Annotated in this window: 19 protein-coding genes; 12 read left to right on the top strand and 7 right to left on the bottom strand. The window is 66.1% G+C overall.

Annotated features, from left to right (window positions below):
* The 3 genes from EV672_RS07760 to EV672_RS07750 are packed head-to-tail and all read left to right on the top strand — an operon-like array spanning nucleotide 1 to nucleotide 3,778.
* Nucleotides 1-1,041: a microcin C ABC transporter permease YejB gene (locus EV672_RS07760; protein WP_133607941.1), complete on the top strand. Its 1,041-nt coding sequence runs from the start codon at nucleotides 1-3 to the stop codon at nucleotides 1,039-1,041.
* Between the two features lie 8 nt (nucleotides 1,042-1,049).
* The gene (locus tag EV672_RS07755; RefSeq protein WP_243738576.1) at nucleotides 1,050-2,129 is read left to right on the top strand and encodes an ABC transporter permease; all 1,080 of its coding nucleotides are present in this window, start codon (nucleotides 1,050-1,052) and stop codon (nucleotides 2,127-2,129) included.
* Nucleotides 2,126-3,778, top strand: coding sequence for an ABC transporter ATP-binding protein (locus tag EV672_RS07750; RefSeq protein WP_133607937.1), 1,653 nt, complete (start codon nucleotides 2,126-2,128; stop codon nucleotides 3,776-3,778). Before EV672_RS07755 ends, EV672_RS07750 begins: the two co-directional genes overlap by 4 nt.
* Before the next feature lie 27 nt (nucleotides 3,779-3,805).
* Here EV672_RS07750 and EV672_RS07745 read toward each other — a convergent pair whose 3' ends face one another.
* The 3 genes from EV672_RS07745 to EV672_RS07735 all read right to left on the bottom strand — a co-directional run bounded on the left by EV672_RS07745 (nucleotide 3,806) and on the right by EV672_RS07735 (nucleotide 5,876).
* Nucleotides 3,806-4,108 carry a DUF4404 family protein gene (locus EV672_RS07745; protein WP_166643500.1) on the bottom strand — a complete coding sequence of 101 codons (303 nt, stop codon included), beginning with the start codon at nucleotides 4,106-4,108 and terminating at the stop codon, nucleotides 3,806-3,808.
* 61 nt (nucleotides 4,109-4,169) lie between these two features.
* Complete coding sequence (locus EV672_RS07740) at nucleotides 4,170-4,946, bottom strand: glutathione S-transferase family protein (RefSeq protein WP_133607933.1); 777 nt, start codon at nucleotides 4,944-4,946, stop codon at nucleotides 4,170-4,172.
* A gap of 3 nt (nucleotides 4,947-4,949) precedes the next feature.
* Complete coding sequence (locus EV672_RS07735; protein ID WP_133607931.1) at nucleotides 4,950-5,876, bottom strand: glutathione S-transferase family protein; 927 nt, start codon at nucleotides 5,874-5,876, stop codon at nucleotides 4,950-4,952.
* Between the two features lie 92 nt (nucleotides 5,877-5,968).
* Here EV672_RS07735 and EV672_RS07730 point away from each other — a divergent pair, with 92 nt between their 5' ends.
* Complete coding sequence (locus EV672_RS07730; RefSeq protein WP_133607929.1) at nucleotides 5,969-7,006, top strand: GlxA family transcriptional regulator; 1,038 nt, start codon at nucleotides 5,969-5,971, stop codon at nucleotides 7,004-7,006.
* 45 nt (nucleotides 7,007-7,051) lie between these two features.
* Here the strand turns inward: EV672_RS07730 and fabI are convergent, their stop codons facing one another.
* Complete coding sequence (gene fabI / locus EV672_RS07725; protein ID WP_133607927.1) at nucleotides 7,052-7,843, bottom strand: enoyl-ACP reductase FabI; 792 nt, start codon at nucleotides 7,841-7,843, stop codon at nucleotides 7,052-7,054.
* A 368-nt stretch (nucleotides 7,844-8,211) separates the two neighbouring features.
* On the opposite strand from fabI, the gene EV672_RS07720 reads away from it, so the two are divergent.
* The 7 genes from EV672_RS07720 to EV672_RS07690 all read left to right on the top strand — a co-directional run bounded on the left by EV672_RS07720 (nucleotide 8,212) and on the right by EV672_RS07690 (nucleotide 18,113).
* Complete coding sequence (locus tag EV672_RS07720; RefSeq protein WP_133607925.1) at nucleotides 8,212-8,865, top strand: LSm family protein; 654 nt, start codon at nucleotides 8,212-8,214, stop codon at nucleotides 8,863-8,865.
* Nucleotides 8,862-10,337 carry a transcription termination factor NusA gene (gene nusA / locus EV672_RS07715; RefSeq protein ID WP_133607923.1) on the top strand — a complete coding sequence of 492 codons (1,476 nt, stop codon included), beginning with the start codon at nucleotides 8,862-8,864 and terminating at the stop codon, nucleotides 10,335-10,337. Before EV672_RS07720 ends, nusA begins: the two co-directional genes overlap by 4 nt.
* Before the next feature lie 69 nt (nucleotides 10,338-10,406).
* Nucleotides 10,407-13,472 (top strand): translation initiation factor IF-2, encoded by a 3,066-nt coding sequence (gene infB / locus EV672_RS07710; protein WP_133607921.1) that lies wholly within the window; start codon nucleotides 10,407-10,409, stop codon nucleotides 13,470-13,472.
* A gap of 116 nt (nucleotides 13,473-13,588) precedes the next feature.
* A complete protein-coding gene (rbfA, locus tag EV672_RS07705) occupies nucleotides 13,589-13,984 on the top strand; it encodes a 30S ribosome-binding factor RbfA (RefSeq protein WP_133607920.1) in 396 nt (131 codons plus the stop codon).
* An 80-nt stretch (nucleotides 13,985-14,064) separates the two neighbouring features.
* Nucleotides 14,065-15,030 carry a tRNA pseudouridine(55) synthase TruB gene (gene truB / locus EV672_RS07700; RefSeq protein ID WP_133608231.1) on the top strand — a complete coding sequence of 322 codons (966 nt, stop codon included), beginning with the start codon at nucleotides 14,065-14,067 and terminating at the stop codon, nucleotides 15,028-15,030.
* A 21-nt stretch (nucleotides 15,031-15,051) separates the two neighbouring features.
* Nucleotides 15,052-16,878, top strand: a complete 1,827-nt coding sequence (gene typA / locus EV672_RS07695; RefSeq protein WP_133607918.1) for a translational GTPase TypA — start codon at nucleotides 15,052-15,054, stop codon at nucleotides 16,876-16,878.
* A gap of 92 nt (nucleotides 16,879-16,970) precedes the next feature.
* Nucleotides 16,971-18,113 carry a 3-hydroxyisobutyryl-CoA hydrolase gene (locus tag EV672_RS07690; RefSeq protein WP_133607916.1) on the top strand — a complete coding sequence of 381 codons (1,143 nt, stop codon included), beginning with the start codon at nucleotides 16,971-16,973 and terminating at the stop codon, nucleotides 18,111-18,113.
* Nucleotides 18,114-18,133: 20 nt separating this feature from the next.
* On the opposite strand, the gene EV672_RS07685 is transcribed toward EV672_RS07690, so the two are convergent.
* Together EV672_RS07685 and EV672_RS07680 are read right to left on the bottom strand one after the other, a co-directional pair.
* On the bottom strand, nucleotides 18,134-18,781 hold the full coding sequence (locus EV672_RS07685; RefSeq protein ID WP_166643499.1) for a 4'-phosphopantetheinyl transferase family protein: 648 nt from the start codon (nucleotides 18,779-18,781) through the stop codon (nucleotides 18,134-18,136).
* 47 nt (nucleotides 18,782-18,828) lie between these two features.
* On the bottom strand, nucleotides 18,829-19,626 hold the full coding sequence (locus tag EV672_RS07680; RefSeq protein ID WP_133607912.1) for a methyltransferase, TIGR04325 family: 798 nt from the start codon (nucleotides 19,624-19,626) through the stop codon (nucleotides 18,829-18,831).
* A 114-nt stretch (nucleotides 19,627-19,740) separates the two neighbouring features.
* Here EV672_RS07680 and EV672_RS07675 point away from each other — a divergent pair, with 114 nt between their 5' ends.
* Nucleotides 19,741-20,835, top strand: coding sequence for an SGNH/GDSL hydrolase family protein (locus EV672_RS07675; RefSeq protein WP_133607910.1), 1,095 nt, complete (start codon nucleotides 19,741-19,743; stop codon nucleotides 20,833-20,835).
* Between the two features lie 9 nt (nucleotides 20,836-20,844).
* On the opposite strand, the gene EV672_RS07670 is transcribed toward EV672_RS07675, so the two are convergent.
* Entirely contained in the window at nucleotides 20,845-21,714 is an 870-nt protein-coding gene (locus EV672_RS07670) for a cupin-like domain-containing protein (RefSeq protein ID WP_133607908.1), read from the bottom strand.
* Nucleotides 21,715-21,717: the final 3 nt, after the last annotated feature.

The raw sequence follows: 21,717 nt of genomic DNA, 5'->3' as shown, positions 1-21,717 counted from the left end.
ATGTGGGTGTACATCCTCAAGCGCGTGTTGCTGATGGTGCCGACCCTGCTGGGCGTGCTGCTGCTGACCTTCGCGGTCATCCAGTTCGTGCCGGGCGGGCCGGTGGAGCAGGCGATGTCGCAGCTCAGCAACCGCACCAGCGGTGGCGAGCGGGCCGGTCCGGACGCCAGCTACCGTGGCCGCCAGGGCGTGGACCCGGCGCAGGTCGAGGAGCTCAAGAAGCTCTATGGCTTCGACAAGCCCGCGCCTGAGCGCTTCCTGGCCATGCTGACGTCCTACGCGCGCTTCGATCTGGGTGAAAGCTTCGTGCACCACAAGTCGGTGTGGGCGCTCATCCAGGAGAAACTGCCCGTTTCCATCAGCCTGGGGCTGTGGACCTTCTTCCTGAGCTACCTGGTCTCGGTGCCGCTGGGCATCGCGAAGGCGGTGCGTGCGGGCTCGCGCTTCGACATGGTCACCAGCCTGCTCGTGCTGGTGGGCTATGCCATCCCTGGCTTCGTGCTGGGCGTGGCGCTGCTGGTGCTGTTCGGCGGCGGCAGCTTCCTGCAATGGTTCCCGCTGCGCGGCCTGACCTCGCCGAACTGGGATGAGCTCAGCTGGGCCGCGAAAATCACGGACTACCTCTGGCACATCGCCTTGCCGGTCACGGCCAGCGTGCTGGGCAGCTTCGCCGTGGTCACCATGCTCACGAAGAACGCCTTCCTCGACGAAATCCGCAAGCAGTACGTGCTGACCGCCCGGGCCAAGGGCCTGGACGAGCGCAAGGTGCTGTGGAAGCACGTCATGCGCAATGCCCTCATCCCGCTGGTGACGGGCTTCCCTGCCGCTTTCATCGGTGCCTTCTTCACGGGCTCGCTGCTGATCGAGACGCTCTTTTCGCTCGATGGCCTGGGCCTCTTGAGCTACGAGTCCGTCATGCGCCGCGACTACCCCGTTGTGCTGGGCACGCTTTACCTCTTCACACTCATCGGCCTGGTGACCAAACTCATCAGCGACCTGTGCTACGTCTGGGTGGACCCGCGCGTGAGGCTGGACGCATGAGCCAAGAGATGTCCCCCGCATCTGGCGCACCGGCCACGCCTCAAGTGGCTGCAGCTTCGCCATCGCCATCGCCATCGCGCCGCGCCTGGTTGCGCTTCCGACAGCAGCGCCTGGGTTACTGGAGCCTGCTGCTGTTCACGGTGCTGATGGTGCTGAGCCTGTGCGCCGAGCTGGTCTCCAACGACAAGCCCCTGGTGGCGCGCTACCAGGGCCACTGGTACTTCCCCATCGTGGAAAACGTGCCCGAGACGGTGTTCGGTGGCGACTTCGACAGCCCCACCGACTACCTCGACCCCTTCATCGCCGCGCAGTTCAAGCGGCCGGGCAATTTCGCCATCTACCCGGTCAACCGCTCGCACCACCGCACCATCAATTATTTTGCCAAGTCGCCCAACCCGGCGCCACCGTCGGCCGACAACTGGCTCGGCACGGACGACCGCGGCCGCGATGTGTTCGCCCGCCTGCTGTATGGCTTTCGCGTCTCGGTGCTGTTCGGCCTGGCGCTCACGCTCATCGGTGTGGTGGTTGGTGTGCTGACCGGGGCGGTGCAGGGCTTTCACGGTGGGCGCACCGACCTGTTCTTCCAGCGCTTCATCGAGGTCTGGAGCTCCATGCCCGAGCTTTACCTGCTGATCATCTTCTCGGCGGTGTTCACGCCCAGCATCTGGCTGCTGCTGGTGCTGCTGAGCCTGTTCGGCTGGATCGGCCTGTCTGACTATGTGCGCGCCGAGTTCCTGCGCAACCGCCAGCTCGACCACGTGCGCGCCGCCCGCGCCATGGGCCAGAGCAACTGGCAAATCATCCGCCGTCACATCCTGCCCAACAGCATGACGCCGGTCGTCACCTTCCTGCCTTTCCGCATGAGCGCGGCCATCCTGGCGCTGACCTCGCTGGACTTCCTCGGCCTGGGGGTGCCGTCCGACACGCCCAGCCTGGGCGAGCTTTTGCTGCAAGGCAAGAACAACCTCGACGCCTGGTGGATTTCGCTGTCCACCTTCGCCGTGCTGGTGCTGTCGCTGCTGTTGCTGACCTTCATGGGCGACGCCCTGCGCGATGCGCTCGACCCGCGCAAGGAAGAAGCACGATGAGTGAGCGCAACACCGACGCCTTGCTGCTCGATGTGCAGGACTTGCGCATCGCTTTCGGCGACCGCGAAGTCGTGCACGGCGTGAGTCTGAGCCTGGCCCGTGGCGAGAAACTGGCGCTGGTGGGCGAGTCCGGCTCGGGCAAGTCCATCACGGCCATGAGCCTCTTGCGCCTGGTGGCCGATGCCCGCGTCAGCGGCCGCGCCATGTTCCACGGCAAGGACAGCGCCGATGGCGCCACACCGGGCCCCCGCGACCTGCTGACCCTGCCCGAGCGCGAGCTGCGCGGCGTGCGTGGCCGCGACATCGCCGTCATTTTCCAGGAGCCCATGACGGCGCTCAACCCGCTGTTCTCCATCGGCGACCAGATCGCCGAGGTCATCGAGTTGCACCAGGCCGTGCCGCGGGCCCAGGCCTGGGCGAAGGCCGTGACGCTGCTGGCCACCACGGGCATCCCCGAGCCAGAACGCCGCGCGCGCAGCTTCCCGCATCAGCTTTCAGGTGGGCAGCGGCAACGCGCCATGATCGCCATGGCCCTGGCCTGCCAACCCCAGATCCTGCTGGCCGACGAGCCCACGACCGCGCTGGACGTGACCGTGCGCGGCCAGATCCTGGGCCTGCTGAGCGACCTGCAACGCACGCATGGCATGGCCGTGCTGATGATCACCCACGACCTGCACCTCGTGCGCCGCTTCGCGGACCGCGTGGCCGTGATGGAACACGGTGTGATCGTCGAGACCGGGCCGGTGGCCGAGGTGTTTGCCAAGCCGCAGCACGCCTACACCCGCAAGCTGCTGGACAGCCGCCCGCAGCGCGACCCGCAGCCACTGCCCGACAACCCTGCGCCGCCGGTCATCGCCGGGCGCAAGCTGAACGTGCGCTACCCCGTGCCCAAGCCGGGCCTGGCGGGCTGGTTCGGCCGCGCCTGGTTCGACGCGGTCAAGGGCGCCTCCTTCGAGGTGCCGGCCGGGCGCACGCTGGGTGTGATCGGCGAGTCGGGCTCGGGCAAATCGACGCTGGCCCTGGCCGCGCTCGGCCTGCAGCCGTTCGAAGGCGAACTCAGCGTGGCCGGCGGCCAATGGCAGTTCCGCGCCAAGGCCGATCGCCCCTTGCGCCGCGCCGTGCAGGTGGTGTTCCAGGACCCGTTCTCGTCGCTGTCACCGCGCATGACGGTGGAAGAAATCGTTGGCGAGGGCCTGGAGGTCCACCAGCCCGGCTTGACGGCGGCGCAGCGCCAGGCGCGGGTCATCGCCGTGCTGGACGAGGTCGGTTTGAGCGAGGCGCAGTTCCCGGGCCTGCTGCAGCGCTACCCGCACGCCTTCTCGGGCGGGCAGCGCCAGCGCCTGGCCATGGCGCGCGCGCTCGTGCTGGAGCCCCAGGTGCTGGTGCTCGACGAGCCCACCAGCGCGCTCGACGTCACCATCCAGAAGCAGATCCTGGGCTTGCTGCAACGGCTGCAGCGCGAGCGTGGCCTGAGCTACCTGCTCATCACCCACGACGTGGAGGTGGTCGCGGCCATGGCGCACGAGGTCATCGTGATGAAGGCTGGCGAAATCGTCGAACACGGCAGTGCCCAGCAGGTTCTGGGTGCGCCAAAGCACCCGTACACGCAGGGGCTGATCTCGGCCAGCCTGGTGGCAGACCTGATCTGATGGACTGATGTGGACGGAGCGAAGGGCTCAGATGCCCATCTTGCCCAGGCGGTCCATCAGCTCGCGCAAGGTGTTCACCAGATAGGGGTGGCCGGCTTCGAGCTTGGCCTCCAGGGCCTGCGCCAGGGCGTTGATGTCGGGCTCATCGCCGGGTTCGGTGGTTTCGGCAGATGCGGTGGCGGCGGCCTCGGTGGGTGCCTGGCTCAGCACCCGTTGGATGTCCTGGTCCAGTGCCTGCAAGGATTGCTTCAAGGCATCGTCCACCTGCGGGCTCGCGGCCAGTTCGGCGTGCAGTTTTTCCAGCAGCGCGTTCAGTTCCTGACGGTTCATGGCAGAAGTCTCCTTTCGGTCCATTCTGCCAGCACCGCCTGAGAAGCCAAGCGCGCCGTGGTCAGAACACGCCACCCTTCATGGGTCCGCGGTGGTTGTCGTACATCCACCTCACCCAGGCCATCGCCGGGCGCTGGCGCCAGGGTGCCACGGCTTGCTTCATGCCTTCGCGGTAAGCGGCATCGCCATACACCGGGTGCTGGCTCGGGCAGGCCAGGGGCGCCAGCAGCGCAGCGGCGGTGATGTCGGCCACGGTGAGGCGATCGCCCACCAGGTAATGTCGGCCATCGGCGATTTCGCGGTCCAGCCAGTCCATGGCCAGGCGGATGCGGTCTTCGGCCAAGGCCACGCGCGCCGGGCGGATGTGCAGCTTTTGCTTGAACACCCAGCGCATCAGCGGGTAGGTGGCGCGGATGATGGCGGCTTGCCAGGGCGAGGCGTGGTCGGTCCAGAGCTTGACGATGTGGGCGTCCGCGCTGCCGAAGCTGTGGGCGTAAAGGTAGCGGGCGACGTCCTTGCCGATGGCGTCGAAGCGTTGCTCCACCTCGCGCATGGGCCGCGTCACGGCCACGGGCATCACCGGCAGCGGGCCGCGGTGCTGCTGCAGCCAGGCCAGGATGCGCGGGCTGTCCTGGATGGCTTCCTGGCCTGCTTGCAGGATCGGCAGCGTCGTCTGGCCGCGTCGCCCCATGCGCAGGGCCGGTGCGATGTGGAAGGCCGGGCTCAGACAGACTTCGCGGTAGGGGATGTCGCTCGTGTCCAGCGTCCAGCGGACCTTCTCGCTGTAGTGCGACATGGCGAAGGTGTACAGCGTCAGTGGGGGCATCGTCTTTGCCATGGTTCAGCCCGCGGTGCGCAGTCGGTAGCCCAGGCGGGGGAAGTGCACGTGCACCTCGCCGCAGCGGTCGGTGTGCAGGCGCAGCGTCAGGCGGCGTGCGTTGATGGCGACCAATTCGCCCTGCACGCTGGTGCCGTGGCCGAGTTGCTCGGGGGTGATCTGCACCTGCTGGCCGAGTGCCACACCGCTGGGGTCGGGCGAGACACTGTCGGTGGGCAGGGGAGCAGGCAGGGCCGCCGCGGCCTCCAGCAAGGACGCTTCTGCGCTGCAATCTTCCGGCTTGCCGTGGCCGAAGGCGGCCATGCGGGCCATCCACGCGGCCACCGAGGGCAGCCCGGAGAAGTCAAAGCGGCCATTGGCCAGGAACCACAGCGTCGAATAGAGCGTGAAATCACCGCCACCGGGGCGCGCGCCATTCACGAAGGGGGTGCCGTCCGTGTGCGCCGCCGACAGGGCCGTTTCCAGCCAGGTCAGCTGGGTGTGCAGCTCTTGCGTGGCCAGGGGCAGGGCGGCTTTCAGCGCTTCACGCTCCAGCGGTGCGCCACGCAGCGCAGCGCGGTCGGCCAGCAGGGCATCGGGCAGGAAGTCGGCCAAAGCGCCGAAGGTGTAGCCCACGGCGCGGGCGAACAGGTTGGTGTCCACCCAGTGCTCAACGATGTCGGTGAAGCGGCCGGGCTCGGTGCGGATGCTGGGCTCAGGGTGGCGAGCCTCCAGCACCTCGGCGATGAGGTGGGTGTCGCAATAGACGTCGGCACCGATTTGCAGCACCGGCACCTTGCGGTAGCCGCCGGTCAGCGTGACGAGGTCCGGCTTGGGCGCCACGCGCGGCACCTTCACCGAGCGCCAGGCCAGGCCTTTGTGCCCGAGCAAGACGCGCACCTTCTCGGCGTAGGGTGATTCGTTGTAGTGGTGCAGGATCAACTCGTTCACATCGAACTCCAGGGCAAGGATGGGGATGTGAACGATTCTGTGCGGCGGGTTCGGCGCATGCTATTGTCGTCAAAGACATCTTTGAGGCTGATATGGACAAGTTGCTGTCACCCATCCCCGCGCGCCCAGCGGCCAATGCCAGGCCGCCCCGCCAGGTCCACCGCGTGGCCGTGGTGGTGTGCCCGCAGCACAGCCTGGGCAGCGTCGGCCTGGTGCTGGACGTCTTCCGCATGGGCAACCAGCTGCCGGGTGCCCACCGCTTCGAGCTGATCCGCGTCAGCGAGGACGGCCTCGGTGTGCCGCACCCGGATGGTCTGCTGGCGGTCGAAGGCGGACCGGAGCGCCTGCAGGAGGCCGAGCTGGTCGTCATCCCCTCACTGTGGACGCAAGGGCCCGAAGCGGCGGCCTCGCACCCGAAGGTGATCGCGGCTCTGGGCGCCTTGCCCGCGGGCGTGCGCGTGGCCACGCTGTGTTCGGGCGTGTACCTGCTGGCCGCGACGGGGCGCCTGGACGGCCAGGTGGCCACCACGCACTGGATGCTGGCCGATGAGCTTCAGGCCCGCCACCCCGGCGTGCAGGTCCAGCCCGACAGCAACCTCACCCAGGCCGATGGGATCGTGTGTTCCGGCGGTTCGCTGGCCGGTGTCGATGCCTGCTTGCGTGCGGTGCAGACCTTGGCCGACCGTGACACCGCACGGGCACTGGCCCGCATGCTGGTCACCGAGCTCGACCGCGGGCCGCAATCGCTCTACATGCCGCCACCGGGCTGGCGCCGCCACACCGATGCCGACATCCGTCGGCTGCAGGACCGCATCGAGGCCGACGTCGCCACGCCCTTGTCGCTGCAAGCACTGGCCGAGGCCATCCACGTCAGCGTGCGCACCTTGCAGCGGCGCTTCCTGGCCGCCACGGGCACCACGCCCCTCCAGTACCAGCAAGCGCTGCGGCTGGCGCGTGCCCAGGACCTGCTCGAAACAGCCCGGCTGCAGGTGGCCGAGGTCGCCGAGGCCGTGGGTTACCACGACCGCGTGGCCTTCGGGCGCCTGTTCAAGAAGCACGCGGGCATGACGCCGGCGGCCTGGCGGCAGCGGCACACCGTCAGCCACGACCGCGGTCACGGCCAGCCATGAAAAAGGGGCCTGAAGGCCCCTGGTGCGTGCTGCTTCAGCAAGCGCTCACTCGGCGAGGTCGCCCAAGCCACCCATGACGTGGCTGAAGCCGCCGTCCACGTAGGTGATCTCGGCGGTCACGCCGGCTGCCAGGTCCGACAGCATGAAGGCGGCCACGTTGCCCACGTCCTCGACGGTGACGTTGCGGCGCAGCGGGGCGTTCTGCTCGACCACGCTCAGGATCTTGCCGAAGCCCTTGATGCCGGATGCGGCCAGCGTCTTGATCGGCCCGGCCGAGATGCCGTTGACGCGGATGCCCTTGGGGCCCAGGCTGGCGGCGGTGTAGCGCACGCTGGCTTCCAGCGAAGCCTTGGCCAGGCCCATGGTGTTGTAAGCCGGCACGATGCGCTCGGCGCCCAGGTAGGACAGCGTCAGCAAGGCGGCCTGCGGGTTCAGGTAGGGCAGGGCGGCCTTGGCCATGGCCGGGAAGCTGTAGGCCGAGATGTCGTGGGCGATGCGGAAGCCTTCGCGCGACAGGCCTTCCAGGAAGTCACCCGCGATGGCTTCGCGCGGGGCGAAGCCGATGGAGTGCACGAAGCCGTCGAAGGTCGGCCAGGTTTTGGCCAGGTCGGCGAACATGGCGGCGATCTGCTCGTCGCTGCCCACGTCACAATCGAAGATCAGCTCGGAGTTGAACTCCTTGGCGAACTCGGTGATTCGGTCCTTGAAACGCTCGCCCACATAGCTGAAGGCGAGTTCGGCACCTTCGCGCTGGCATGCTTTGGCAATGCCGTAGGCGATGGAACGGTTGGACAGCAGGCCCGTGATCAACAGGCGTTTGCCGGCGAGAAATCCCATGGGGGGCTCCAAATGAGGTCATTACCAGGGCAGGATTCTGGCACGGACACGGCCTTCAACAGAATTTCGGGCACAAGCCTTGCTGAGGCGCCTTCATCGGGGTAAAATCCGAGATTGGCTGCTTTTGGTGGCGCCTTGCATTGGCCCTGTTCACCCGTGAACATCCAGTGCGGGCGTGTCGGGGGCGGTTCGTCTCGTGTTGGTCACCTGGTGTGGCACCGGGCGGTGCGGGTCTTCGATCGGCGTCTCCGGGTGTGGCGTTGGGTCGGCAGACTTCAGAATGGGCGGATCACTCCAGCCCTTTTTTTTTGCTTGACCGTTTTTGCTGGCATGTTGCTGGCGTTTTTTGTTGGAAGCCCCTGGATCGGATGACCTGGCTGAATGTCGTTGAAACCACCGTGACCGGTTTGGGTTACGAGCTTGTGGACTGCGAGCGCAGTACGCATGGGCTGCTGCGCGTCTACATCGACCGCCTGCCCGAGCAAGCCTACGACCTGCCGGGTGAGCTGGTGACCGTGGACGACTGCGAAAAGGTCAACCGCCAGTTGCAGTACGCCCTGGAAACGGTGGATGCCGATTACAGCCGCCTGGAGGTGTCCTCCCCCGGCGTGGACCGCCCGCTGAAAACGCCGGCGCATTTCGAGCGTTTCCTGGGCGAGCAGGTCGAGATCTCGTTGAAGGCCCCGTTCAAGGGCCGCAAGAAATACAGCGGCGTGCTGTGCACCTCGCAGGACGGCGACGAAGCCAGCATCGCCTCGGGCCAGGCGTGGGGGCTGGTGCTCAAGCCGGCCGATGCCGACAAGCCGCTGTCGAAAACGGCCGCCAAGAAGCTGGCCAAAGATCAAGCCGCGGGCATTGCTGCACCGCAGGATGTGTATGAAGTTTTAGGTTTCACGCTCGATGAAATCCGCGAGGCCCGTCTGGTGCCGGAAGTGAGTTTCAAGGGTCGTGTGCGCCGGGCGGCAACCCCGGCAGACGTTGCCGTCGATGAGGCGCAAGAACTCGGAGGTCAGAACAAATGAATCGTGAACTGTTGATGTTGGTGGACGCCATCTCCCGTGAGAAGAGCGTGGACCGTGACGTGGTGTTTGGCGCGGTCGAATCCGCCCTGGCCTCTGCCACCAAGAAGCTCTACCAGGGTGAGGTGGACATCCGCGTCGCCATCGACCGCGAAAGCGGCGTGTACGAGACCTTCCGCCGCTGGCTGGTCGTGCCCGACGAGGCCGGTCTGCAGAACCCCGAAGCCGAAGAAATCCTGTCGGACGCCATCGACCGCATCGCCGACATCGAAGTCGGTGACTACATCGAAGAGTCGATCGAGTCCGTGCCCATCGGCCGCATCGGTGCGCAAGCTGCCAAGCAGGTCATCCTGCAAAAGATCCGTGACGCCGAGCGCGAACAGTTGCTCAACGATTTCCTCTCGCGCGGCGAGCGGATCTTCGTGGGCACCGTCAAGCGCCTGGACAAGGGCGACATCATCGTCGAGTCGGGCCGCGTCGAAGGCCGCCTCAAGCGCGGCGAGATGATCCCCAAGGAAAACCTGCGCTCCGGTGACCGCGTGCGCGCTTTCATCCTGGGCGTGGACCCGACCCAGCGTGGCCCCCAGATCATGCTGTCGCGCTCCTCGCCCGACTTCATGATCGAGCTGTTCCGCCAGGAAGTGCCCGAAATCGAGCAAGGCCTGCTGGAGATCAAGAGCTGCGCCCGGGACTCCGGCTCGCGCGCCAAGATCGCCGTGCTGTCGCACGACAAGCGTGTTGACCCGATCGGCACCTGCGTCGGCGTGCGTGGTTCGCGCGTCACCGCCGTGACCAACGAGCTCGCCGGCGAGCGCGTGGACATCGTGCTGTGGTCGGAAGACCCCGCCCAGTTCGTGATTGGCGCCCTGGCTCCGGCCAATGTGCAATCCATTTTTGTCGATGAAGAACAGCACGGCATGGACGTGGTGGTGGACGAGGAAAACCTCGCCATCGCCATCGGCCGTGGCGGTCAGAACGTCCGCCTGGCGGCCGAGCTGACCGGCTGGCGCATCAACATCATGTCGGCTGAAGAGTCGGCACAGAAGCAGGCTGTCGAATCCGACTCCATCCGCAAGATCTTCGTTGACAAGCTCGACGTGGACGCGGAAGTTGCCGACATCCTGATCGCAGAAGGTTTCTCCAGCCTGGAAGAAGTGGCCTACGTGCCGCTGCAGGAAATGCTGGAGATTGCCTCTTTCGACGAAGACACGGTCAACGAACTGCGCACCCGAGCCAAGGATGCGCTGCTGACCATGGAAATCGCCAAGGAAGAAGAAGTCGAAGCCTTGTCGGAAAGCCTCAAGGGTCTGGAAGGCCTGACGCCGGAGCTGATCGCCAGCCTGGCCGATGCTGGTATCCACACCCGTGACGACCTGGCCGACCTCGCAGTGGACGAGCTGACCGAGATCACCGGAGTGTCCGAGGATCAGGCGCGCGCGCTCATCATCAAGGCCCGCGAACACTGGTTTGCTTGACGCAGCCAGAACCCGCCCGACCACCGCATCCGACACCACTCAAGCAAGCTCATCGCAAGGATCTACACAATGGCCGTGACCACCGTCGCACAACTCGCCGCGGAGCTGAATCGCCCGGCTGCGACACTGCTGGAACAGCTTCAGTCTGCCGGCGTGCCCAAGGCGGCAACCGACGACGTGCTGACGGAGGCCGACAAAGAGCGTCTGCTCGATCACCTGCGCACCGCCCACGGCTCGACCGGGGCCGACCGCAAGAAAATCACGCTGACCCGCAAGTCGACCACCGAAATCAAGCAAGCCGATGCCTCCGGCAAGGCGCGCACCATCCAGGTCGAAGTCAAGAAGAAGCGTGTGTTCGTCAAGCGCGACGAGGCGGGCGGCCCGGAAGAGGTCAACGAAGCCGAGATCGAGCTGGCCCGCCGCGAAGAAGAAGCGCGTGCCCAGGCCGATGCCTTGCGCGCTCAGGAAGAACAGCTGGCCGAAGCCCGCCGCCAACGTGAAGCGCAGGAACGTGCCGAGCGCGAAGCCCGCGAAGCCGCCGCCGCTGAAGCCGCTGCCCGCCAGGCCGCTGCCGAAGCCGCAGCGCGCGAGCAGGCCGCCCGCGAAGCCGCTGCGGCACAAGCCACGACGGCCGAACCCGCCGCCGAGGGCGCTGCCCCCGACGCCGCGGCGGTCAAAGAAGCTGCCGCTGCCAAGCGCGCTGCTGCCCAGGAAGTGGCGCGCGCCGAAGCCGCTGCACTGACGGCCGCTGCCCAGCGTGGCGCCCGCGGTGCCCGCAGCGGTGCAACCAAGGCCGCTGCCGACAAGCCTGCCGAGCCGGTGGCCCAGGCCGCCGCTGAAGCCGCCGTGCCAGCCGCAGCACCTGCCGCGGTGCAGCCTCCCGCTGCGCCTGCCGTCGAAGCCCCCAAGGCACCGGCCGTGCGCGTGGTCAAGGCCGCCGACATCGAAGCCGAAGAGCAAAAGCGCCTGGCCGATCTGGCCAACCGCCGCAAGGCCGCCGAGGCCGAAGCCGCCGCCATCCGCGCGATGATGAACGCGCCCAAGAAGGTGCTGACGGCCAAGAAGCCCGAAGAGGTCAAGCCGGCCGCCGATGCCGCAGGCATCAAGGGCACCATCCACAAGCCCAAGGGCGCACCGGGTGCCCCCGCGGCACCGGGCAGCACGGCCGCCAAGCCGGGTGACAAGAAGTCGATCAAGTCCGAGAAGCTGTCTTCCAGCTGGGCGGGCGACGACAAAAAGCGTGGCGCACCGGCCGGCAAGGGCCGCAGCGATGGCGCACGCAGCAACAGCTGGAAGGCCCCGGGTGGCCGCGGCGGTCGCCGTGGTGGCGACCGTGGCGACAACCAGTCCACCTTCGTGGCACCGACCGAACCGCAGATCATCGAGGTCCACATCCCCGAGACCATCTCGGTGGCCGATCTGGCCCACAAGATGTCGGTGAAGGCCTCCGAGGTCATCAAGCAGATGATGAAGCTCGGTCAGATGGTCACCATCAACCAGCAGCTGGACCAGGAAACCGCCATGATCGTGGTGGAAGAAATGGGCCACAAGGCGCTCGCCGCCAAGCTGGACGACCCCGATGCCTTCCTCGAGGAAGAACACGCCGAACAGACGGCCGAGGCCTTCCCCCGTGCCCCCGTGGTCACCGTCATGGGCCACGTGGACCACGGCAAGACCTCGCTGCTGGACTACATCCGCACCTCGCGTGTGGCGGCAGGCGAAGCCGGCGGCATCACGCAGCACATCGGTGCGTACCACGTGGACACCCCGCGCGGCATGATCACCTTCCTCGACACCCCGGGTCACGAGGCCTTCACGGCCATGCGTGCCCGTGGTGCCAAGGCCACCGACATCGTCATCCTGGTGGTGGCAGCCGACGACGGTGTCATGCCGCAAACGAAGGAAGCCATCCACCACGCGAAGGCGGCTGGCGTGCCCATCGTGGTCGCCATCAACAAGATCGACAAGCCCGGCGCCAGCACCGAACGCGTGACGCAGGAACTGGTCGGCGAACAGGTGGTGCCGGAAGCCTACGGCGGTGATTCGCCCTTCGTGCCTGTGTCGGCCAAGATGGGTCAGGGCATCGATGAACTGCTGGAGCAGGTGCTGCTGCAAGCCGAAGTGCTGGAACTGAAAGCACCGAAGGAAGCCATGGCCAAGGGCCTGGTGATCGAAGCGCGTCTGGACAAGGGCCGCGGCCCTGTGGCCACCGTGCTGGTGCAGTCGGGCACCCTCAAGCGCGGCGACGTCGTGCTGGCAGGTGCGTCGTACGGCCGTGTTCGCGCCATGCTGGACGAGGACGGCAAGGCCGCCAACGAGGCTGGCCCGTCGATCCCTGTGGAAATCCAGGGCCTGACCGAAGTGCCGCGCGCTGGTGACGAGTTCATGGTGCTGTCGGACGAGCGCCGTGCCCGCGAAATCGCCACCTTCCGCCAAGGCAAGTACCGCGACGTCAAGCTGGCCAAGCAACAAGCCGCCAAGCTGGAGAACATGTTCGAGCAAATGGGTCAAGGCGGCGACGTCCAGACCCTGGCGCTGATCATCAAGGCCGACGTGCAAGGCTCGCAGGAGGCGCTGGCCGCTTCGCTGCTCAAGCTGTCAACGCCCGAGGTTCGGGTGCAGATCGTGCACGCCGCCGTGGGTGGCATCTCCGAGTCGGACGTCAACCTGGCGATCGCTTCGAAGGCCGTCATCATTGGCTTCAACACCCGTGCGGACGCCAATGCCCGCAAGGTGGCCGAGCACAATGGCGTGGACCTGCGCTACTACAACATCATTTACGACGCCGTGGACGATGTGAAGGCAGCGATGGGCGGCATGCTGGCGCCCGAGCAGCGCGAAGAAGTCATCGGTTCTGCCGAGATCCGTCAGGTCTTCGTGGCCTCGAAGATCGGCACGATCGCGGGTTGCATGGTCACCGACGGCGTGGTGCGTCGCACTGCCAAGCTGCGCCTGCTGCGCGAGAACGTGGTCATCTACACCGGCGAACTCGAAGGCCTCAAGCGCTTCAAGGACGACGCCAAGGAAGTCAAGGAAGGCTTCGAGTGTGGCCTCAGCATCAAGAACTACAACGACATCAAGGAAGGCGACGTCCTCGAGTTCTTCGAAATCAAGGAAGTGGCTCGCACGCTGTAATTTGCAGATGCTCCCCCTGAGCAGGGCTTGGTTGACGCCAGCCCGGCCTGCATCCCCGCCTGAAGCCCAGGCGGGGTTTGCGCTTGAGGGGCCGCCCACCGACACGACACCGCACCATGCGCCACAAACGTTCCGCCCCCAACCGCAGCAACCGCGTCTCTGACCAGATCCAGCGCGATGTGGCCGAGCTCATCCGCGACCTGAAGGACCCGCGCATCGGCATGGTCACCATCCAGAACGTGGAAGTGACGCCCGACTACGCCCATGCCAAGGTGTTTTTCTCGCTGCTCATCGGTGACCCGACCGAGTGCGAGGCCGGCTTGAACGAGGCCGCGGGTTTCTTGCGCAATGGCCTGTTCAAGCGCCTGCAGATCCACACCGTGCCGACGCTGCATTTCCACTTCGACCGCACCACCGAGCGTGCGGCGGAACTCAGCGCCTTGATCAACCGCGCCGTGGCCGACAAGGCCAAGGACGCCGATGAAGCCGGTCCGGAGGCCACGAAACCGTGAGCGATCTGTTGGTTCAGCGCGAGGACACTGCCGAGGTGCGCCGCGAGGCGCGCGGCCCGCGTGCGCCCAGGGCACCGAAGATGCCGCGCCGCCACCTGCACGGCGTGATCCTGCTGGACAAGCCGCTGGGCCTCTCTAGCAATGACGCGCTGCAGAAGGTCAAGTGGCTGCTGCGTGCCGAGAAAGCCGGCCACACGGGCACGCTGGACCCGCTCGCCACCGGCCTGCTGCCGCTGTGCTTTGGCGCGGCCACCAAGTTTTCGCAAGTCTCGCTGGACGCTGACAAGCGCTACACCGCCACTGTCTTGCTGGGTCAGACCACCGCCACGGGCGATGCCGAAGGCGAGGTGCTGCGCACCCGCGAGGTCACGCCAGAGATGACGGCGCCCGAGCGCCTGCGCGCGGCCTGCGACGCCTTCACCGGCGAGATCGACCAGATCCCGCCCATGCATTCGGCGCTCAAGCACCAGGGACGTGCGCTGTACGAGTACGCCCGCGAAGGCATCGAGATCGAGCGTGCGCCACGCCGGGTCACGATTCACGGCATTGACATCCTGCGCGTGCAAGGTGATGTGCTGGAGATCGACGTGCGCTGCAGCAAAGGCACCTACATCCGCACCCTGGCGCAGGACATCGGCGAGCAGCTCGGCTGTGGCGCCCACCTCATCGGCCTGCGCCGCACCGGCAGTGGCGGCGTGAGCCTGCAGGGCGCCGTGACGCTGGAGGCGCTCCAGGCCATGACCGAAAGTGAGCGTGACGCCCACCTGTTGCCCGCCGACGTGCTGCTGTCCGACTGGCCAGAGGTGCAGCTGCCAGCAGAAGATGCCGCGCGTTTCCTGACCGGCCTGCGCCGCCGCGTGACCCTGGGCGATGCACCGCAAGTGCGCGTCTATGGCCCTGTACCTGCCTCTGCCTCTGCCGGCCGCCACGTGTTGCTGGGCAGTGCCCGCATCCAAGGCGGCGAACTCATCCCCACCCGCCTGCTCAGCCCCCTGGAAGTGCAGGGCATGCTGGATCAGGCCACCCCGCCTGACCACCCGATTTGATTTCTGACGAGTGAGATTCCCATGACCACCCCTATTCGCAACATCGCGATCATCGCCCACGTTGACCATGGCAAAACAACCATGGTGGACCAACTTCTGCGCCAATCCGGCACCTTCGCCGACCACGAAAAGGTCGTCGATACCGTGATGGACAACAACGCCATCGAACGTGAGCGCGGCATCACCATCCTGGCCAAGAACTGCGCCGTGAGCTGGGAAGGCACGCACATCAACATCGTTGACACCCCGGGCCACGCGGACTTCGGCGGTGAAGTCGAGCGCGCCCTGTCCATGGTGGACGGCGTGGTGCTGCTGATCGACGCGCAAGAAGGCCCGATGCCGCAAACGCGCTTCGTGACCAAGAAGGCGCTGGCCCTGGGCCTCAAGCCCATCGTCGTGGTCAACAAGGTGGACAAGCCCGGCGCCAAGCCGGACGCCGTCGTGAACGCTGCTTTCGACCTGTTCGACAAGCTGGGCGCCACCGACGAGCAGCTGGACTTCCCCGTGGTGTACGCATCCGGCATCAACGGCTGGACCTCGCTGGAAGAAGGCAAGCCGGGTGAGAAGTGGGGCAACGACATGTCGGCCCTGTTCAACACCGTGCTCAAGCACGTGCCTGCGCAGACGGGCGACCCCAAGGCGCCGTTGCAGCTGCAGATTTCCGCACTGGACTTCTCCACGTTCGTGGGCCGCATCGGCGTGGGCCGCATCAGCCAGGGCACGGCCAAGCCCGGCCAGGACGTGGTCGTGATGGAAGGCCCCGAGGGCAAGCCCATCAAGGGTCGCATCAACCAGGTGCTGACCTTCCAGGGCCTGGACCGCGTGCAGGTCACCGAAGCCGGCCCGGGCAACATCGTGCTGATCAACGGCATCGAGGACGTCAACATCGGCGTGACCGTGACCGACCCGACCAACCCGGCCCCGCTGCCGATGCTGAAGGTGGACGAGCCCACGCTGACCATGAACTTCTGCGTGAACAACTCGCCGCTGGCCGGTCGTGAAGGCAAGTTCGTGACCAGCCGCCAGATCTGGGACCGCCTGCAAAAGGAACTGCAGCACAACGTCGCCCTGCGCGTGAAGGAAACCGACGAAGACGGCATCTTCGAGGTCTGCGGTCGTGGCGAATTGCACCTGACCATCCTGCTGGAAAACATGCGCCGCGAAGGCTATGAGCTGGCCGTGTCCAAGCCCCGCGTGATGTTCAAGGACATCGACGGCGAGAAGTGCGAGCCGATGGAGCTGGTGACCGCCGACGTCGAAGAAGATCACCAGGGCGGCGTGATGCAGGCCCTGGGGCTGCGCAAGGGCGAAATGGTCAACATGGAGCCGGACGGCCATGGCCGTGTGCGCCTGGAATACCGCATCCCTGCGCGTGGCCTGATTGGCTTCAGCAACGAATTCATGAACCTGACCCGTGGTTCGGGCCTGATCGCTTCGATCTTCGACGGCTACGAGCCGCACAAGGGCGAGATCGGTGGCCGCAAGAACGGCGTGCTGATCTCCATGGACGACGGTGAAATCTTCACCTACGCCCTGGGCAAGCTGGACGACCGCGGCCGCATGTTCGTCAAGCCGAACGACCCGGTGTACGAAGGCATGATCGTCGGCATCCACAGCCGAGACAACGACCTGGTGGTGAACGCCACCCGCACCAAGCAGCTGACCAACTTCCGCGTCTCGGGCAAGGAAGACGCCGTCAAGATCACGCCGCCGATCGACCTGACGCTGGAATACGGCGTGGACTTCATCGACGACGACGAACTCGTCGAGATCACGCCCAAGAGCATCCGGGTGCGCAAGCGATTCCTGAAAGAGCACGACCGCAAGCGTGCGAACAAGGGGGGTTGATCCCCTCCATGAAAGGGCCGCACTGTCGGCCCTTTTTTTCGCCTGTCCCCACAAACCGAATGGCCCTCAAGGCCTGAAAACCAAGGTGCAGCATGTCCCCAGTTGGTGTTTCATCTCCCATCCTCACCGAGGTGGTCGGGGGGCTGGGTGTCATCACCCTCCACCGTCCGCAAGCGCTCAACGCCTTGTCGCTGGAGATGGTCCGTGAGCTCACGGTGGTGCTGCGCGGCTGGGCGCAGGACAGGGCTGTCCATGGCGTGCTGCTGCGTGGCTCTGCCCGTGAGCCCGGGGCTGGCAAGCACCCGGTGACGCATTTCTGCGCAGGGGGCGACATCCGTTTCATGCTGGAGGCGGCCCGGGCTGGCAACCCCGAAGTCGAGGATTTCTTCACGGAGGAATATGCGCTGGACCACCTCATCCACGCACACCCCAAACCCACCATTGCCTGGATGGAGGGCGTGACCATGGGGGGCGGCATGGGCCTGGCACAAGGATGCCGTCTGCGTGTGGCCACCGAGACACTGCGCATGGCCATGCCGGAGACCCGCATCGGCCTGTTCCCGGACGTGGGTGGCGGCTATTTCCTGTCGCGCTGTGCTGGCGCTCTGGGCGAATACCTGGGGGTGGTGGGGCCGCACCTGCATGTGACGGATGCACTGAGCGTTGGCCTGGCCGATGTTCATGCTCGGGCGGCGTCCTTGTCGGACTTGCTGCAGGGCTTGCGGGGCAACCCGGTGGCGTCGGGCGATGCCTTGATGGCGCGCGTGCAGGCGCATGTGGCTGCGCACGGACTGGACCAACTGCCTGCGGCGACCGTGACAGCGCGCCTGGAAGCCATCGATCGGCATTTCAGCTTGCACACCCTGGTTGACGTCCACGCATCTCTGCAGGCCGACAACAGCGATTGGGCGCGTGCCACCCTGAGCCACATGGCGGGCAATTCGCCGCTGATGATGGCGGTGACCTTGGCGCAGGTTCGTCGGGCTCGCAGCATGCCGCTGGCCGACGTCTTCCGCATGGAGCGCACGCTGGTGCGCAACGCCTTCAAGCCGCGCGACACAGGTGGGCAGGTCCGGTGTGCCGAGGTGCTGGAGGGCGTGCAGGCACTGGTCGTTGACAAGGGGCGTGCGGCACTGTGGCATCCCGCACGGATCGCGGATGTGGATGCTGCCGAGGTCGAGGGGTTCTTCCATCAGGTCTGGCCCCCCGCGGCGCATCCCTTGCGAGACCTCTGAGGTTTCGCCCTGACGACCTGTCAGGGCTGGACCCAGGCCAGGCACGCCGAGTGGGGTGTGGGCAGGGGCAGGAGCAGGTCACACCAGTCAACGGTGTGACCACCGTCCCGGCGCCAACGGCCCTGCCTGGGGGCGTCAGCCATGCCGACCCACACCTGTTCTGGCGCAAGGCGCAGGCCTGTGCCCAGGGCCTTGAGGCAGGCTTCTTTGCGCGTCCAGGCGACATGCAGGGCCCGGGCCCGAGTCGCCTTGGGCAGCTGTCGCCATGCCGATGCCTCGTCTGGGTGAAAGATGGCGAGAGCGAGGCCGTCCATGTCTTGCCAAGGTTGGTGTGTTTCCAGGTCCACCCCCAGGGCCAGGGTGGGGTGGGTGGCCACCAGGGCCCAGACATCGCTGTGGGAGAGGTTGAACTGCAGCGGGTGTTGCGACAAGTGTGGCTTGCCGTCGGCATCTGTCTGCCAAGCGAGTTCGTGCGGAGCGCAGCGAAGGGTCTCGGCCAGCAGCGTCCGCAGTGCCGCGTGGGCGGCGATGTAGCGTTGGGCGTGGCGCGGCTGCGTGAATCGGCGTGCGCGCTGGATCTCTTCCTGGCTCAGGCAAGCCTCGGTCTCGGCGCTGACGACCTGGTCGTCGTCAGGCAGCCGGACAAGCCAGACCTGCGCAAGAGGCATGGGCGTCAGACGTGGCCAGTGGACACGGGCGCGGTGGACGTCCCACATCAGTGCGTCGCACGGAAATACAAGCCGCTGTAAACATCGAACGCATCCTCGTCAAAGCCCAGCGACTGGAAGCTGCGCTCCGGAACGTCCCAGGTGTCCACGAGTTCGTAGCCGAGGGACTCAATGGCGCCGATGAAGTCCCGGCGGTTGAACACATGGTGAGGCACGTAGGAGCCGAAACCGATGTTCTGGCTGGAGACAAACGCGGGGGACTCGCTCAGCGGCAGCTTGTTGAGCAGGATGTGACGTGGCTTGCGTGCACAGCGTGCCAGCAACGATGGGAGATCCTGGGACTCCATGAACTCAAGCACGCCCGCGGCCAGCCAGACCTCGCTGTCCAGCCATTCGGCAGGCCATGCATCCGAGAAGGACAGTGCCGCGGCACCCCGCTGTTGGGCCAGTTCGCGACCTTGTCCGATGAAGGCGCTGAGTTCCTGGACGCGCCACTGCAGCGCCTCTGGGTAACGCAGGTAGCGCTGGTATGCGTAGTACTGGTTGCCGATGGAGCCCCCGATGTCGAGTACCGTGCTGCTGCCACCTGCAAATGCCTCGCGCAGCCAGAAAAGCACCGGGTAGTCGAAGGCCCAGATGCGCCGGGAGCGTTCATGGACGTATTCGTCGGTGAACTTGTCGTGGCTGAATTCGGGTGACGGGGGCAGCCAGGCGCGCGCTTGAGCGAACGAACTGAAATGACCGCTGTGGCAGCCGCTGCCGCGAGGTGAGAAGTACTTGCGGATGGCACGGCGGTGCAACCAGCTTCTGATCAGCGGCAGTCGTTTGATGAGGGCCAGTGGCATGGTCGATCAGGGGGCTCGCGGAGGTGCTTGGGCGGGAGATAAGATACACCCGAAACGCGCGCTGCGCACCCTGAGGGCGGGGGCGCAACGGCACAGATATGGGGCCAGGACGTCGTGAAAAAGGTCTTCTTGCTGACGCTGGGGGTGCTCCTGCTCTCGGTTTTGTTCATCCTCTTGCGCCTGGACGAGCGCTTGCGGCTGGCGATGCTGCCGCCTGCCAAAAGCCAGGCTGTTCGCTTTGCCGTGCTGGGCGATTCCGACAGCCACGCCTACCACGATGACCTGAGCTTCGGCCGTCGGCCCGAAGCCCGCGGCGGTGCATTGCGCCATCGGAGCTGGCAATGGACCGAGGTGCTGGCCCACTTGCGGGCCGAGCAGTTGGACCCCGGTCCGTGGGGCGAGTGGGGCACGCGCTATCGCCGCCTGTCGTCCTTGCGGGATGCCCTGGGCCTGGACGGCCGCTTCCCGGCCAAGCAGGACCACCGCTTCAACCTGGCGTACTCCGGGTCGGTTTGCGCCACCCTCACCGAAACCCCTCAGAACCAGACGGCTCGCCTGCTGACCTTGATGCAGGAAGCGCCTGAGCGCTGGCAGCATGGCGTGGTGCTGATCCGCATCGGCACCAACGATTTCGGAAATCTGGAGAGCCTGGACGCTTTGTCGCGTGACCCTGGAGATGCCCCGACCGTGGCGCGCATCGACGCTTGCGTGCAGCACATCGGACGCTCCGTGCAGAGTTTGCGGGCAGCCTGGCCGGATCTGCGCATCGTGCTGGTTGGCATCTTCAACAACGCGGAGTGGGAGAAATTCCACGCGCGATGGCAATCCGCACAAGCCCAGGCCAACATCCACCAGGGCATGGCGCGCTTCGATGCTGGCCTCAAGGCGATCGTGCAGGGGGATGCGAACATGGCCTTTTTCGACGATCAGGCCTGGTTTGCCGAGCGCTGGGGGTCTCGCCGCGTCTCGGGGGTGCCCGATTACCGCAAGGTGCGCTTTGGCCGTCATTTCGAGGTCAGCAACACCGGTGGCGACGAGCCTCAGCATGCCACCTTGAGCGATGGCCACGCCGGCAGCGCATGGAACGCCTTGTGGGCGCAGGCGCTGGTGAATTTGCTCAACCAGCGCTGGGGCTTGGGCATCCCACCGCTGGAGACCGATGAGCTGGTTCGCTTCGTGGACCCGGACGGTCGCTTCGACATGCAGTGAGCCCAGGGCTCAGTCTTCGAAGCCGCGTGCCTTCAAATAGCCGTGCCACATGCGCGATTTGAGGGCGTCCTGCCAGGCCGACTGGCCCACTTTGCCGGGCCCCATGCGCACGCGTTGCAGCTGCTTGCGCATCACGTGGTTGAAGGACAGGGCATCGCGCCAGCGGATGCTCTCGCGGGTGTTGAAGATGATGGACATGGAAATCGACACGTCTTCGGGGCCGTTGCGCACATGGTGGCCGGCCACGAAGGGGATGTGAAGCGCCTCACCGGGGCTGAATTCGAAGGCGGTGGAGATCTGGTCGGTTTGTGGTGACCACGGCAGCTTGGTGTTCTGGCGCACGACGTAGGCCTCGCGGTCTGGCTGCGAGACCACGCGGTCATCCCAGGGCTGGGCGACGGTCACCGTCTTGCTGCCGCGGAACTGCATCAGGAAGGTCGAGTAACGGTCGATGTGGAAGGGCGTCACGCTGTTCGGCGAGGCGATGAACAGGTAGAGCTGCGCGCCCACGGGCATGTCACCGACCCCGCGCGATTTCATCAGGGATGACACCTCGGAGCACAGCGACTGGTACAGGTCAAGGAAGGATGGGTCGGTCTCGGGGGAGCGCACCATGATGTAGGAGTCACGGGTCCGGATGGACTCGATGGTTTCTTCCAGCGAGCGGTCTTGGGGCTTTTTGCGGAAGGTGGATTCGAAGTCCGCTTCCACATCGAGCAGGCCTTTCGAGTACATCACTTGCTGCGGCGGCAGCTTGGGCAGCACGCGCGAGAGGTTGTCCAGCGCCAAGGCAGGGTGACCCAGCAGCTTGTGGTGGAACTTGAACGGCTGCCGGTCCAGCAGCGCGCTTTGGAGGTCGTCGGCGAAGCAGGGTGTCATGGT

It is taken from the genome of Aquabacterium commune (assembly GCF_004362855.1).
Classification (GTDB): Bacteria; Pseudomonadota; Gammaproteobacteria; order Burkholderiales; family Burkholderiaceae_C; genus Aquabacterium; species Aquabacterium commune.
Note: the sequence above shows the minus strand (reverse complement) of the source record. Positions and strands in the feature narration are given on the sequence as shown.